Source organism: Peribacillus sedimenti (genome assembly GCF_046237635.1).
GTDB lineage: Bacteria > Bacillota > Bacilli > Bacillales > DSM-1321 > Peribacillus > Peribacillus sedimenti.
The window spans coordinates 3,856,469-3,871,181 of record NZ_CP143547.1 but is presented as its reverse complement, the minus strand read 5'-3'; the positions used below and the strand labels follow the sequence as shown (position 1 = coordinate 3,871,181).

Genomic DNA, 14,713 nt, shown 5'->3' with positions numbered 1-14,713 from the left:
GAAAATGGCCATACTTAAATAGACGCAGCTCAATCAGTTTTTTAAAAAGGAGAGCGTCTGATTCCTGAATCGATTATTGAAAGACTAGGATGCTTCCGAAATGGTCACTGTATATCCTAAGTTCTCCAGTCTCCGAACCGAATGCCGTACGATTGAAACTTGTCTTTGCTTGTCAAAGTAGTCCTCACCCAAATCAACATACATTTCTTTTCGGGTGAGAAGGTAATACGCGATACGCAACATCGCATGTGCGACTACAATGGCTGCACGTTTCTTTCCTTTTCGTCCGGCTGTCCGCCTGTATAGGGCACCGAGATAGTTCTTCGAACCCCTTACTGATTGGGCTGCTTCAGTTAAGGCAGAACGGAGATACTTGTTACCTTTTTTGGCTCTTGCAGATTTCCGCTTTCCAGCACTTTCATTGTGGCCAGGAACCAAGGCTGCCCAGGAACATAAATGTGCAGCACTAGGAAACTGCGAACCCACATTAGTACCAATTTCAGCGAGTATTTGTTCAGCCATCCTTGTGGCTATCCCAGGAATGGAGTCAAGCCGTTCGATATCTTCCTGATATTCGCTTACCCTCTCGGCAATTTCCTTGTCGATTATCTCGATCTGTTCAGTGAGGAAATCAATATGAGTCAAAATTGTTTTAAGCATTAATCGCTGATGTGGGTTTACATAGCCTCGAAGAGCCAGCTCAAGTTCATCTTTCTTCTTTTTCATTGTACGGCGTGCCAAATTTGATAGTTTCTCAGGGTCGTCTTCACCGTTTGCGATAGCATGAAGCATGTCCTTTGCCGAAACACCCATGATGTCCGAAACGACAGAACCAAGTTTGATGTTCGCTCCTTCAAGCACCTTTTGAATCCGATTGTGTTGCCGGGCACGTTCTTCGATAATGCTTCGGCGATAACGGACTAGTTCCCTAAGCTCCCGTTGTGTCCTGTTCGGGATAAAGCTTGCCTTTAACAATCCGTGTCTTAGTAATTGGGCAATCCATTCGGCATCTTTCACGTCGGTCTTACGACCGGGAAGAGATTTCATATGTTGGGCATTGACCACGAGAAATTCAATACCTTCAGCTTCCAACAGATTGACGACTGGTTTCCAGTAAACACTTGTACTCTCCATCGCAACGTGACTGCACTTTTGTTCCTTAATCCAATCGATTAGATCCAAGAGGAAGATTGTTTTAGTAGAAAACGTGCGAACCTCCTTTCCTTCAGATGTCATGATGCAGGCAGTAATATTGTCCTTATGTACATCCAGCCCGCAAGCTCTTTCAATGATTACATCCATTGAACTTTTCCTTTCTTGGCTAGTTAAAATAGAGGCTGGTGCAGCAACCAGAATTAGGATTAATCTACCATAAGTGCTTCCCCGGAAGGGGAGCGACAGTCGGTGGTGCACCGTGGTCGTTGGAGTCAGACTAACGGATGGGCTCTATGGCACCATAGTTCATCGACCTTCCTCATCCAGCCTAAGAACAGTATCGACGGTTTGGAGCCATTTTCATTCTCTGTGGTGAATCGCCGGTTTTGCGATTCATGGAGGGCTAATGGATAAATTGAAGTTTGGACTGCTTCCAGCTTATGAAGGAAACCTAATTTCCACAATCTGAGACGCTTTCTAAGGGAAAGCGTCTTTCGTATGTGATAGATTTACAAATCGTAATGTTTATTTACACAATCTTTACAAACCATTTAAACAGAATTAATGCGTGAGCTTTATTATAAATTTGTAGGACAAAACAACTAATCTCTCAGGGGGAATTAGAAAATGAAAAGCTTTAAGTTTATGGCATTAACAGCAGTAATGAGTGGAGCAATTGCGATCACAGCTGCATGCGGTTCCGATGCATCAAGCAAAAGTGACAGTGAAAATGGAGCTGCGCTAAAAGGGAATGTCGTAATGGATGGGTCTTCTACTGTATATCCGATTATGGAAGCTGTAGCTGAAGAATACATGGCTGAACAGCCAGATGTAAAAGTTTCGGTTGGAGTAAAAGGAACTGGCGGCGGATTTGAAAAATTCTCAGCAGGTGAAACGGATTTCAGTAATGCATCTCGCCCAATTAAAGATGAAGAAAAAGCTGCGCTTGAAAAAGCGAAAATTGATTATACAGAATTAAAAGTTGCGTTCGACGGTTTATCAGTGGTAGTCAATAAAGATAATGATTTTGTTGATTCCTTGACAGTCGAAGAACTGCAAAAATTATGGGTGGATACAGGGAAGCCGAAGAAATGGTCCGATATCCGTCCTGAGTGGCCAAATGAAGAAGTGAAATTCTACTCACCGGGAACTGATTCAGGCACATATGACTACTTCAATGAAGTTATTCTGCAAGAAAAACCTATTGCAGCAGATGCTTCACTTAGCGAAGATGACAACTTCCTTGTTCAAGGCGTAAGCGGAGACAAGAACGCAATCGGGTTTTTTGGATTCGCATACTATGAAGAAAATAAAGATAAATTAAAGGTTGTAAAAATTGATGGAGGCAAAGGCCCAGTCGAGCCAAACCACGATACGATCCAAAGTGGGGAATATGCTCCATTATCCCGTCCGCTGTTCACTTATGTAAAAAATTCAGCAGTGGCAGACAAAGAGCAAGTTGCAGATTATGCACAGTTCCTCCTTGAGAATGCTGCCGACTTAGCCGAGGAAGTAGGTTATGTGAAACTTCCTGAAGAAGAATATAAAAAAGATCTTGATAAACTAGAAGCTTTAACAAAATAAGTTATATTTATCTGTCAGTCCAATTGCAATCAGATGAGGAGCTGCTATCTGCTTCTCATCTTGCCATGTCTGTGAATACGGACCTTTTGGACACGGTATTACACGCATCAAAAGTTTATTGCCTTGGATGGAAAGGGGTCTTCATTATGGCATCGCCACAAACAGCTAAGTATTCGGTTCAGAAAATGATCGAAGAGAAAAAACTGGGACAGAAGAACAAATTAAATACGGAAAAAATGGTACCGTATATTTTGTTGGCAACTGCGATCATCTCAGTCTTAACGACCATTGGTATTGTCTTCACATTAATCTTTGAAACTTTTACATTTTTTGAAAGAGTGTCAATCATAGAGTTTTTTACATCGCAAAAATGGTACCCGTTCTCAAGTACGCATCCTTCCTACGGGATTATGGCTTTGATTTCGGGAACGTTAAAAGTCACGCTAATTGCAGCTATAGTTGCGGTTCCGATAGGTATTGGTTCCGCCATTTATTTGAGTGAATATGCTTCTGACAAAACCAGGAGAATTATCAAACCGATATTGGAAGTACTGGCGGGGATTCCGACGATTGTCTATGGTTTCTTTGCCCTGACTTTTGTAACTCCCGTTCTAAGAGACTTGTTCCCAAGCCTTGAAACTTTCAATGCTGTTAGTCCGGGAATCGTAGTAGGTATTATGATTATTCCAATGATTGCCTCACTTTCTGAGGACGCAATGTCGTCAGTGCCGAATTCCATCAGGGAAGGTGCTTTTGCGCTTGGAGCAACCAAGCTGGAAACGTCCATTAAAATCATCCTTCCTGCAGCTATTTCAGGTATCATGGCATCGATTGTTCTGGCATTATCAAGGGCAATTGGGGAGACAATGATCGTGACCATTGCCGGCGGATCAAGTCCTAACTTCTCATGGGATGTAACATCATCCATTCAAACAATGACTGCGTACATCGTTCAGGTAAGTACAGGCGATGCTGGATTTGGGACAACGATCTACTACAGCATTTATGCAGTGGGAATGACCTTGTTTGTATTCACCCTGGCTATGAACCTGCTTGCGCAGTTTATATCTCGCAGATTTAGGGAGGAATACTAGAAATGAAATTAATAGACAAGGATGCCGTGGGCAAAAGGATGCAGGGAAGGCTTACACTGAACACAGTGTTTAAAGGATTATTCTTTGCTTCCACCCTGTTCGGCTTATTGGTGCTTGCAATATTGCTATATCGGATATTCACTCAAGGAATTGGCTACCTGGATGCAGACTTTTTCCAGAATTTCGCTTCGCGTAGAGCGGAAAACGCAGGGGTAAAGGGCGCATTAATTGGGACAATGTGGCTGATGGTTGTTGTCGCTCCAGTCTCTCTGTTATTAGGTGTAGGAACTGCAATTTATCTTGAGGAGTACGCAGCGAAAAACCGTTTTACATCATTTATTCGGGTGAACATCTCAAACCTTGCGGGTGTTCCGTCCATTGTATTTGGATTATTAGGCTTAACTATTTTTGTTCGGGCACTGGCTTTGGATCGCTCAGTACTTGCAGCCGGTCTAACAATGAGCTTGCTTGTTCTCCCGGTCATCATCGTAGCTGCTCAAGAAGCAATAAGGGCAGTGCCCAAAGAATTACGAGAAGCATCATACGGTATGGGTGCAACAAAATGGCAGACAATTTTAAAGGTCGTACTTCCGGCAGCGATTCCCGGCATTCTGACAGGCGGCATCTTAGCCCTGTCTCGAGCCATTGGTGAAACGGCTCCGCTAATCGTGGTAGGTATCCCATTGTTTATCGCGTTCTTGCCAAGAACCGTTTTCGACACGTTGACAGTCCTGCCGATGCAAATTTATAACTGGACTTCAAGGCCGCAGGAAGAGTTCCACCAGGTTGCTGCCGCTGGAATCATTGTCCTTCTGATACTATTGATTGCGATGAATACAATAGCTGTATTAATTAGAAACAAATTTAGCAAACGATATTAATCATGGGGTTATCGGCTTTATGAAGCCGTATATCATTAATGGTTTACGAACCAGATTCCGGTTGCCCGTTGACCGGTTATAGGATGAAGGAGGATTTTCTGATGACTGCAAGTGTATCTAGCAAGACTAAAAGAGTTGAGATGATTACAAATAATAGCCACATAAAAGATAGCAAAGAGGTTGTTTATGCTACATCTGAATTGAATCTTTGGTATGGCGACAACCATGCCTTGAAAAATATCAATCTGGATATCTATCAAAATGAAGTAACAGCGATCATTGGTCCATCTGGGTGCGGTAAATCGACGTATATTAAGACCCTTAATAGAATGATCGAACTTGTACCGGGGGTTAAAACGTCCGGTGAAATTAAATACCGCGGACGAAATATCCTCGATAGGTCTTATAAAGTTGAAGATTTGCGTACACGAGTAGGGATGGTGTTCCAGAAACCGAATCCATTCCCGAAGTCAATCTATGAAAATGTAGTTTACGGACCCAAAATCCATGGCATTAAAAATAAAAAGATTCTTGATGAAATTGTTGAAAAGAGCCTTCGTGGAGCCGCCATCTGGGATGAGGTAAAGGATCGTCTGCACCAGAATGCGTACGGTCTTTCCGGCGGTCAGCAGCAGCGTCTTTGCATCGCCAGATGTTTGGCAATCGAACCGGACGTTATCCTGATGGATGAACCGACGTCTGCACTCGATCCAATCTCCACGCTTAAGGTGGAAGAACTGGTCCAGGAGCTTAAAAAGGATTTCAGTATTATTATCGTTACCCATAACATGCAGCAGGCAGCAAGGATTTCCGATAAAACGGCATTCTTCCTGAATGGCGAGGTTATCGAGTTTGCTGACACTGATACAATCTTTTCAAATCCGTCTGATAAGAGAACAGAGGATTATATTACAGGACGCTTCGGCTGATCCGGTTCAGAAGGGGAGAATGATTATGGTAGTCCGTGAAAAATTTGAACAGGAACTTGTTCAGTTGAAAGAAAAATTGGTTAGATTAGCTTACCTTGCTTCAGAATCTATCGAAGAGTCCTTTATTGCACTTGAAGAACAGGATCTTGATAAAGCTGTCCAAATTATTGAAAATGATAACAAGGCTGACCTTCTTGAAGAAGAGATCAATGACTTTGCGATTCTGTTAATCGCGAAGCAGCAGCCCGTTGCCATTGATTTAAGAAGAATTGTAGCGGCGATCAAGATTGCTTCAGATATTGAACGCATGGCCGACTTTGGTGTTAATATTGCGAAATCTGCTATTCGGATTGGCCAAAATCCCCTAATCTATTCTTTAACCGAGCTTAAGACTATGCAGACGATTACACTGGAAATGATTGACCTTGCCATTCAGGCATTTGAAACTGAGGATATTGCCCTAGCGAGAAAAATAGCTGAGATGGACGATGAGGTGGACCGTCTATATGGTGAGAGCATTAAAGGCATGCTTCAGCTTTCCAACAGCAATCTTCAGCAAATTACTCAATTATCATTCGTTGCAAGGTATCTGGAAAGAACAGCTGACCATGTTACGAATATTGCCGAAAGTATCTACTATCTTGTACGAGGCAGGCATTTAGACTTAAACGAGTAGAACAAAAGGCAGACACTTGGCCAAAAATCATTGCCCGGTGTCTGCCTTTTTATATGTGTGCAAGGAAAAGGGATGTACTTTTATGTAATCCCTTTATTTAGTAATTGTTTTCGCAATCTGGCTAATAGTCATATCTTTTGTCACTACATATATGCCAATTTGTATTTTTTCATTGAGATTTTGACCATTCATATATTGCTGAAATGCATCCTCATCGTTTATTATTCTCTCTTTATATAACAACTCAGCAATGTCCCCGGTTGTCATGCCAGCTTTAATCTGGAGGCTATATGAGGAGGAGGATGCTCCATCCTTGTCTGAAGACTGCTGCTTTTGTGCTTGTGTGTGTTCTGATATCTTTTTTTCAGGCGTTGTGGAGGTATTGCTCTTGGTCGGCGGATCGGCAGCACCGTCATCGGTATTTGCTTTATTCTGGGAAGCATCCCTGGCTACTTCATACCCTTTGCCTTCCAATAGTTCTTTGGCCTCTGTTATGGTTACATCTGTTGCGGAATTTGAATGTCCCAATGTTTGGACACCAAATATTACAGCAGTTGAGAAGATGATGCCTGCAGCAAAAGCCTGAATGGTCGATTTATTCATATGATTGCCCTCTGTCGTCCATGATGATATTCAAAACTGTCTCTCTTGGCAATGTGGACTGCTTCATGATTTTATCTACTCCCAACCCCTGCTGATGAAGAGAAAGGACTTGGTTTTTTAGTATTTCGTTTACATTTGGCATTTTGGCTTCCGGATATTTCTCTGAAGCAAACATATCCTGGATCATCAATTCTTCCTCAAGTATTTTAATCTTTTTCTTAAGTTGATACATATCCTGCATATGAGTCAAGGTTAGCTGTTCCAAATCCTCTTCCACCTTTTGAACCCTGTCCCTCTTAAAAAATGACAGAGCCAGAAGAAGCACTGCAAACGCCAGCAGGACAATAAATACTAACATGTTTTCACCTCGAAGATCTGTACTTATTACAACGTCTATCATACACAATTTTAAGGCTAATGCGGGTGCATTTTAAAATAAATATCCTTATTTATATAATAATGGAGTATTTTGTAGTATTTTTGACGAAAAATTGTCGAAAAGACAACGCTTACATGATTTTGTAAAAAAATTTAGCTATTGAATGCAGGCCGCATATGACGGGCTTACTCCTCGACAAAATGCGTTCATTGTAAGGCTTGCCCAGAGGTGCTACGATAAAGATAACATAAATCGGAAAATTCAAACAATCCATAAGAGAAGGATAATAAAACCATTTAATGAATGGACCTATTACCTTACTATGTACGTCTATTTAAAGGGGGAAAAACATGATCAGTCTGTCAGCATACCATTCGAAAGATAAACAAGAGGTTTCCCGAAAAAGTTTGAAAGCTGGTCTTTGGCTGGATGGTACCTTTGATTGGGTTTCTGAAGAATCCGCAAGCTATATCAATCGTCAAATGAGGGTATTGTGCCAAAAAATTGATAGAAAAGATGCTACCTTCTATAAAATGACCATCAAGAATTCCTCCAAGGAGCTGCTGTTCCCAAAGCTGATGTTCCAGTATGAGAACCTGCTGGAAAGGCAGACTGTGGCATTTTTCAGTCCAGGGGAAAAAGCAATTTACCATGTAGGACAGACAGGGGTTGCTGTATTAGGCGGCTTACTAAATGGTAAGGGGATTTCTCAATACTGTATTCAGGCAAAGAAAAACCTATATCAATATGGGTGCTTCAAATCGCTAACTGAAGGAGTGCTTACATTTTCCCCGCTAGCAAAAGGAGAGGTCAGCAGCATGTTCTCCCTGGAGCAGAAAATAGAACCAAACGAGTGTGTAGAGGCAATTGCATGGGTGATCCACAGTGAATCCAAGGAGTTCGCGAAGGATCTTAATCATAAACTCCTGGCTGCAGGACAGAATCTCCAAATCTAAATTAACAGCGTAAATCAGGTATTTCCCGAAAAAACAACTAGCTTTTCAAATGAGAAAATGCTATTATAGAAAAGTCCTATGTGAACAAGTTCATTTATGTTTGGAGGGAAATACTGATGCGCGTGAATATTACGTTGGCTTGCACTGAATGTGGAGACCGTAACTATATTTCTAAAAAAAATAAACGTAACAACCCGGATCGTCTTGAGCTTAAAAAATATTGCCCAAGAGAAAAACGCAGTACTTTACACCGTGAAACTAAGTAAGCAACAGGAAGTTTTTCCTGTTGTTTTTTTATTATAATTTTTTCGAGCAATTATGTAAAAAGCTTAGGTGGTGTATGGATTGAAGGATGAAAAAAAGGCTATACGAAATACTGTATTGTCCTGCCTGCATATGATGGACCATGAAGGACACAGGGAATACTCTAATAAAATTGCAAGCACACTGTATCAGCAGGAAGAATGGGTGAATGCAAAAAACGTGGGCATTACCATTTCTAGAGCACCAGAATTAGACACAAAGCCAATTATAGAAAAGGCATGGAAACAAGGAAAAATAGTCACAGTGCCCAAATGCCTTCCTAAAAACAACGAAATGCAGTTTAGACGCCTGCAGTCTTTTGATCAGTTGGAAACCGTATATTACGGGCTTTCCGAACCAATAGTGTCAGAAACACAATACATACCACAGGAGCAGATTGACTTATTAATCGTGCCTGGAGTTGCATACATTCCCCAAGGCTACAGGGTGGGCTTTGGAGGGGGATATTATGATCGATTCCTTGCGAATTATTCAGGCATAGCCATTTCATTGGCGTTTCGTGAACAAATAGTTGAAAATGTTCCCATAGAAGCACATGATATCCCTGTATCAAAGATTATTACACCTGAAAGGATTTTTATTTGTAATGAACTTTAGTGTTTTTATGTATGCCTTATTGATAATTTTGACGGCATGGGGCGGCTACCTTGCAAAATCGCTTTCCAAATCAGGAGCGATAGCAACGGTATTGATTGGCTTCGCTGTGGCAGTCGGTTTCGGACTGAAGGGTTTGCTTCTTTTAGGGATTTTTTTCCTGAGTTCAAGTTTCTGGTCAAAATTTAAATCCTCGCAAAAAAAACATGTCGAGGAAAAACTTGAAAAAGGCGACTCTAGGGACTGGACTCAAGTATTTGCCAACGGAGGAGTTGCGGGGGCTGTTTCCTTCATCTATTATTTTTATCCATCAGATATCTTTTTGATGATGTTCCTTGCTGCAATAGCCTCAGCAAATTCGGATACATGGGCTTCGGAAATCGGGGTTCTCAGCAGGCGGCAGCCAGTGTACATACTCTCCTTAAGGACAGTTGATAAAGGGACATCAGGAGCAGTCTCGCTGTTGGGTTCAATCGCCGCCATTCTTGCAGCGCTCCTGATAGGAATATCATCGATCATCTTTTTTGACCTGACGATATCCTGGCTGATTCTTGTAACCATATTCGGCTTTTTGGGCAATCTATTTGATACAGTGCTAGGAGCTCTGTATCAAGCCAAATATAAATGCAATGCATGTGGAATCGAAACGGAAAAACAACTGCACTGCGGCCGGCCAACCATGCTTATAAAAGGAACCAAATTATTAAACAATGATTTGGTAAATGCATTATCCATATTCCTGGCTTCTCTGCTCGCTGCCGCTGTGTATATGATGCTGAAAAATTACTCCTTTTAATTCCCTCTGACCAGCCAGAATTAGCGACGTTAGCTAACGTCCAATAGAACCTTAAATCCGGTTACTCTGTGTTATACCGGGATAAGGGGAGACTTCCAGCAAAGCCGGTTAGCCGACCCAATCGGGGGATTACAGAGAGTAACGCCTTTAGGCGTGTACTCTGTGTTATACCGGGATAAAACCCCCTCCTTTTCTACAAACTAAGTCCAGGAGGGATAGAAATGTTGAAATCGCTTTTGCGGATTATATTAATTGGTACAAGTGTATATTTTGGGGTTAAGAATCGGTACCGGCTTTTAAACGTTGCCCTTTCCAATGGATTTTTGAGGAAAATGATGGTCTCTAGTTCTCTTAATATGCCCGGAGTCAGGGAAAAAATGATTCAAGGAATGTTTGGCAAACCAACCACCGGCAGAACAGAATAATACAAACGGCCTTATTCTTCGGAATAAGGTTTTTTGGTTTTCATAAGAGGCATTTGCGTAATTTACGGAGGGGTTTTAAGGAAACCTCATTAAAAAATAAAGCAAAATAAGATTGTGCGCCGCAGGCGAGGGATGTTCAAGTATAAGCAAAATTTTTAAGGGCATCGCCAGGATATTTGTTTCCGAAAAAGAAAGCGCTGAAAATCCTGTCCAAGTTCTTTTTCTTTGAACGGCATAAAACGAAATAAATCCAGGAAAGCCCCTATTGTTCCTTTTTCTCTGGAAGTCCCTTAATAATTTTTTACAATAGAACAAATATCGTCTATAGTTTAGTTGTAATAATTATGCATATAAGGTTTTTTTGGAAAGTAGGGTAAGCATGGGATTACGTGAGGATTATATTTTCTGGTCGCTGGTCAATGAACTATCATCCAGGCATGAATATAGAATGTTAACAGTTGCAGAAAACCATAATGAAATATGGCTGGAGAATGATGAAAACAAGGCTTATCCTGTCATTCGCGTGATGAGGCATGATTTGGATTGGGCAAACTGGTTAAAGCGTGATATAGATAGGACTGTCATGAACGCCGAGAATATCCGCAGCCAACTCCTAAGAAGGCCGATGAATGTATTGAATATTTATATTTCGGCATATCTTCCAGTAGATGACTTTGATCATATAATTCGCCCTGTATCCGAGAAGAAATCCACCGTCCATACCATGATATTCGATGCGTCGAGGACGCCGGAAAGCTTTGGATCGCTTGAGCAAATCTTCAATAAACCGCTATCGTTGCACATACCTGATGAGGGCCATGTCGAAGAAAGTCATGTAGCTTATATGAAACAGGGGGCTCTTGCTGCTTCTGTTAAGAAGACAAAAGAAGAACAGGCAATATTCCGAAATGGCAAACCCTTTTTTACCAATGTGTTCATCTTTCTGCAAATAGCCATCTTTATTTTAATGGAACTGAAGGGAAGCAGCCAAAACACCCTAACCCTGATACAATTTGGGGCAAAATATTCTCCGCTGATCCTGCAGGGGGAGTGGTGGAGATTCTTTACGCCGATGGTTGTTCACATCGGGGTGATGCATTTGCTGATGAACACCCTTTCATTGTATTTCATTGGTCCAGAGGTTGAGAGGATGTATGGTAGGGTCAGGTTCCTATTTATCTATATATTTGCTGGCTTTTCAGGAACACTGGCAAGTTTTTTGGCTACGCCGAACATATCTGCAGGCGCAAGCGGTGCTATTTTTGGCCTCTTCGGCGCTCTTCTTTATTTTGGAACGACACATCCAAAACTGTTTTTTAGAACTATGGGAACCAACATAATCATTCTGATCATAATCAATCTTGGCTATGGTTTTTCAGTGGAAGGCGTAGATAATTCGGGCCATATTGGCGGGCTGATTGGAGGCTTTCTCGCCTCCGGCGTGGTTCACCTGCCAAAAAAGCGGAAGCCGTTTCGTCAGGCTGTATTCGCTGCAGCAACTGCGATCCTTACATTCTGCCTGCTAAAATGGGGTTATACAGACCATCCAATCCTTGCTAGTGGAAAGGATCCTACCATAGCACAGCTGACTCAGGAATATATAAAAGAAGGTGACGAGGATAAGGCGTTTCAAGTTGCCCGTGAATATATCGAAAACTTTGAACAGGCGCCCTATGCCTACTTCTCCCTCGGAAATATGGAGATAAAAAAAGGAAATCTACAGCAGGCAAAGGAGTATTATGAAAAGGCGATTGCCCAATATCCTGAGATGCACGAAGCTCATTACAACCTTGCACTTGTCTATAACGATTTAGGCGATAAAGCAAAAGCCATGCAACATATTCGTGAAGCTGTGAACCTGGAGCCGGATCAGGAGCAATATCGTGAAATGCTGCGAAGAATGGAGGAGGAATGAGTGGGAAGCCTTTGTCTGAGCAGTACTGGTGTCCCTGCCTTCGTCAATGTTATTACGAGCACTTCCCGATTATCATGTCTAACTAATAGAAGAGGTTCAGTACTGCCGATGGGACTTTGGGCTGCTGGACCTTTATTTATTGTGATGCCCAATATATAGTTTTTATAAATTCCCTCCCATAGCTTGCTCATCAATTCCTGCTGCAGAGACGGTGAGAAATGCTTAAATATCTCACCCTTTGTCTCATTAAGAGAAGTTAACGGAAATACCCTATACATCGAGGTGTCTATACGATATGCAGCGCTTACGGCTTCCAGTGTTTCAGCCTGCAAAGAAGATGTCACATTATCCAGAGTGAGTTTCCATTCCTTTTGTTCCTTTGTACTGGGCCTTTGAAAGCTCTGAAATTTGGAAAAGGGTGACGCGATTACATAAAGGTGGTCAGCTGTCATTTCATGGGCACTTTTATATATTTCGGATGAAGGATGTAGCTCAGCATAATGAAAGCTGATAGCTTTGAAAATGGAGCTTTGTCTTTCGTGTATGCTCTTTTCCTGATCTACTTGTGTCGAATACTGATGCCAATCTTTTAATAATCCTGCCATTCTCCCATTCTTGTACAATATGGACAAATCCTGCCGCAGATAGGCCTTTCTGTCCAGCAAAGAACGTACCCTCCAATACAGGGAATAACCTGATTGTTCATCCTTAATTACATTTATCTTTGTTGTTGCCTCATTAAATTCCACCTCTGTATCAATAGGGAAAAACATAACAGTTTCCCTTGTTGGTTCGATTGTCTTTAAATAGATCAAATATAAAAAGAAAACGGTAAACGAAACAGCCAAACACAGGATATGCAATTTACTTAGTTTTTGCATGGTTTCCCCCGACATAATAAGTTGTAATAGAATTTATATGTTCCAATTCGGACAAGTATGTAATAATGTCTATTTTTTCAAAGGGATAAAGGTTTCCATTAATTACTGCTGGTGGCCAGAAAGCAGCAAGTAGTGCGAGATATAAGGTCCTACTTGTTTGTTTTTTTTGCTTCCTTTATACTTTTCTTGAGACACAATATGTTAAGAGGGACGTTATGAAAACGATTTATGACATACAGCAGCTACTGAAGAAATTTGGTACGATCATTTATATTGGCGATCGAATTGCAGATCTTGAAATGATGGAGTCTGAAATTAAGGAGCTATATAAATCGCAGCTCATTGAAACACGGGATTTTCAGACAGCGCTCCTGTTACTGCGGCATCAGATACAAGTGGAAAAGGATAAACGTGAAAATTCTTATTAAAAAGGTGGAAAAAAATGGATAAATGGATTATGGGTGTAGATTTAGGCGGTACCACAACTAAGCTGGCATTTATCAATATCTACGGCGAGATACTACACAGGTGGGAAATCCCTACAGACATTTCTGAAAAGGGAAAAAATATCACTGTTAATATTGCAAAGGCGATGGATACGAAGCTTAATGAGTTGGGTGAGCCTAAAAGCAAGGTCATGGGAATTGGAATGGGAGCTCCTGGACCTGTAAATTCATTAAATGGTTCGATCTATGAGGCTGTCAATTTAGGGTGGAAGGATTATCCGCTTAAAGACCTTCTTGAGGTGGAGACCTCCCTGCCTTCATTCATTGATAATGATGCCAACATTGCCGCATTGGGCGAAATGTGGAAAGGGGCAGGAAACGGAGCAAGGGATTTGGTTTGTGTTACCTTAGGCACAGGTGTAGGCGGGGGGATCATTGCAAATGGCGCGCTAGTGCATGGTGTTAGCGGTGCAGCCGGTGAAATCGGGCATTTTACCGTTGTTCCCGAAAATGGTGCTCCCTGTAACTGTGGCAAGACAGGATGCCTGGAAACCGTTGCCTCAGCAACCGGGATTGTCAGACTTGCGAACGAGGCCCTTAATAGTTTCAAAGGTGAAACTTCGCTTCGCGGAATTTTGGATATCCAAGGCAGCCTTTCCTCCAAGGATATTTTTGAAGCTGCCGAGAAAGGTGACCAGCTCGGAAAGGATGTCATTGACCAGGTTAGCTTTTATTTAGGGCTGGCATTGGCCAATATAGCGAATGTATTAAATCCGGAAAAAATTGTTATTGGTGGCGGCGTTTCCAAGGCCGGAGAAAGTTTGCTCGCTCCTGTAAACGACTATTTCAAAAAATTCGCATTCCCAAGGGTCCGCCAGTCTACGGAATTAAGCATTGCTACTCTCGGAAACGATGCAGGAATCATTGGTGCAGCATGGCTTGTAAAAGCGCGCCTTGATGAATAGTAAAGAAAACAAACGATTACACTAAAAAAGCTTTCCTGATGGAAAGCTTTTTTATTTTTAGGCTCCCCGCATGACCAAGGCATTTGGTTTCGATTTTCTCTTGTGACGGG

General features: G+C 41.8%; 17 protein-coding genes. 13 read left to right on the top strand and 4 right to left on the bottom strand.

Annotated elements, in window-relative coordinates:
* Window positions 1-84: 84 nt before the first annotated feature.
* Window positions 85-1,302 carry an IS110 family transposase gene (locus tag V1500_RS19050; protein WP_409300497.1) on the bottom strand — a complete coding sequence of 406 codons (1,218 nt, stop codon included), beginning with the start codon at window positions 1,300-1,302 and terminating at the stop codon, window positions 85-87.
* Between the two features lie 480 nt (window positions 1,303-1,782).
* Here V1500_RS19050 and V1500_RS19045 point away from each other — a divergent pair, with 480 nt between their 5' ends.
* The 5 genes from V1500_RS19045 (at window position 1,783) to phoU (ending at window position 6,319) form a co-directional block, all read left to right on the top strand.
* Window positions 1,783-2,739, top strand: a complete 957-nt coding sequence (locus V1500_RS19045) for a PstS family phosphate ABC transporter substrate-binding protein (RefSeq protein WP_409301697.1) — start codon at window positions 1,783-1,785, stop codon at window positions 2,737-2,739.
* Window positions 2,740-2,885: 146 nt separating this feature from the next.
* Entirely contained in the window at window positions 2,886-3,833 is a 948-nt protein-coding gene (pstC, locus tag V1500_RS19040) for a phosphate ABC transporter permease subunit PstC (protein ID WP_409301696.1), read from the top strand.
* Window positions 3,834-3,835: 2 nt separating this feature from the next.
* Entirely contained in the window at window positions 3,836-4,714 is an 879-nt protein-coding gene (gene pstA / locus V1500_RS19035; RefSeq protein ID WP_409301694.1) for a phosphate ABC transporter permease PstA, read from the top strand.
* A 140-nt stretch (window positions 4,715-4,854) separates the two neighbouring features.
* The gene (pstB, locus tag V1500_RS19030; protein ID WP_409306046.1) at window positions 4,855-5,643 is read left to right on the top strand and encodes a phosphate ABC transporter ATP-binding protein PstB; all 789 of its coding nucleotides are present in this window, start codon (window positions 4,855-4,857) and stop codon (window positions 5,641-5,643) included.
* A 25-nt stretch (window positions 5,644-5,668) separates the two neighbouring features.
* Entirely contained in the window at window positions 5,669-6,319 is a 651-nt protein-coding gene (phoU, locus tag V1500_RS19025; protein WP_409301693.1) for a phosphate signaling complex protein PhoU, read from the top strand.
* A gap of 93 nt (window positions 6,320-6,412) precedes the next feature.
* On the opposite strand, the gene V1500_RS19020 is transcribed toward phoU, so the two are convergent.
* Together V1500_RS19020 and V1500_RS19015 are read right to left on the bottom strand one after the other, a co-directional pair.
* Window positions 6,413-6,922 (bottom strand): hypothetical protein, encoded by a 510-nt coding sequence (locus V1500_RS19020; RefSeq protein ID WP_409301691.1) that lies wholly within the window; start codon window positions 6,920-6,922, stop codon window positions 6,413-6,415.
* On the bottom strand, window positions 6,915-7,280 hold the full coding sequence (locus V1500_RS19015) for a hypothetical protein (RefSeq protein WP_409301689.1): 366 nt from the start codon (window positions 7,278-7,280) through the stop codon (window positions 6,915-6,917). The genes V1500_RS19020 and V1500_RS19015 overlap by 8 nt, the downstream gene beginning before the upstream one ends.
* 371 nt (window positions 7,281-7,651) lie before the next feature.
* On the opposite strand from V1500_RS19015, the gene V1500_RS19010 reads away from it, so the two are divergent.
* The 6 genes from V1500_RS19010 (at window position 7,652) to V1500_RS18985 (ending at window position 12,311) form a co-directional block, all read left to right on the top strand.
* On the top strand, window positions 7,652-8,257 hold the full coding sequence (locus tag V1500_RS19010) for a hypothetical protein (protein WP_409301687.1): 606 nt from the start codon (window positions 7,652-7,654) through the stop codon (window positions 8,255-8,257).
* A 116-nt stretch (window positions 8,258-8,373) separates the two neighbouring features.
* Window positions 8,374-8,523, top strand: coding sequence for a 50S ribosomal protein L33 (rpmG, locus tag V1500_RS19005; protein WP_375839715.1), 150 nt, complete (start codon window positions 8,374-8,376; stop codon window positions 8,521-8,523).
* A 79-nt stretch (window positions 8,524-8,602) separates the two neighbouring features.
* Window positions 8,603-9,178, top strand: coding sequence for a 5-formyltetrahydrofolate cyclo-ligase (locus V1500_RS19000; protein ID WP_409301685.1), 576 nt, complete (start codon window positions 8,603-8,605; stop codon window positions 9,176-9,178).
* Window positions 9,168-9,971, top strand: coding sequence for a DUF92 domain-containing protein (locus V1500_RS18995; RefSeq protein ID WP_409301683.1), 804 nt, complete (start codon window positions 9,168-9,170; stop codon window positions 9,969-9,971). Before V1500_RS19000 ends, V1500_RS18995 begins: the two co-directional genes overlap by 11 nt.
* Window positions 9,972-10,192: 221 nt before the next feature.
* Window positions 10,193-10,396 carry a hypothetical protein gene (locus V1500_RS18990; RefSeq protein ID WP_409301682.1) on the top strand — a complete coding sequence of 68 codons (204 nt, stop codon included), beginning with the start codon at window positions 10,193-10,195 and terminating at the stop codon, window positions 10,394-10,396.
* A gap of 379 nt (window positions 10,397-10,775) precedes the next feature.
* The gene (locus V1500_RS18985) at window positions 10,776-12,311 is read left to right on the top strand and encodes a rhomboid family intramembrane serine protease (RefSeq protein ID WP_409301681.1); all 1,536 of its coding nucleotides are present in this window, start codon (window positions 10,776-10,778) and stop codon (window positions 12,309-12,311) included.
* Here the strand turns inward: V1500_RS18985 and V1500_RS18980 are convergent.
* Complete coding sequence (locus tag V1500_RS18980; RefSeq protein WP_409301679.1) at window positions 12,266-13,192, bottom strand: hypothetical protein; 927 nt, start codon at window positions 13,190-13,192, stop codon at window positions 12,266-12,268. The genes V1500_RS18985 and V1500_RS18980 overlap by 46 nt on opposite strands.
* Before the next feature lie 215 nt (window positions 13,193-13,407).
* Between V1500_RS18980 and V1500_RS18975 the strand changes: the two genes are divergently transcribed.
* Together V1500_RS18975 and V1500_RS18970 are read left to right on the top strand one after the other, a co-directional pair.
* Entirely contained in the window at window positions 13,408-13,620 is a 213-nt protein-coding gene (locus tag V1500_RS18975; protein ID WP_409301677.1) for a YqgQ family protein, read from the top strand.
* A 14-nt stretch (window positions 13,621-13,634) separates the two neighbouring features.
* Window positions 13,635-14,603 (top strand): ROK family glucokinase, encoded by a 969-nt coding sequence (locus V1500_RS18970; protein ID WP_409301676.1) that lies wholly within the window; start codon window positions 13,635-13,637, stop codon window positions 14,601-14,603.
* Window positions 14,604-14,713 lie beyond the last annotated feature (110 nt).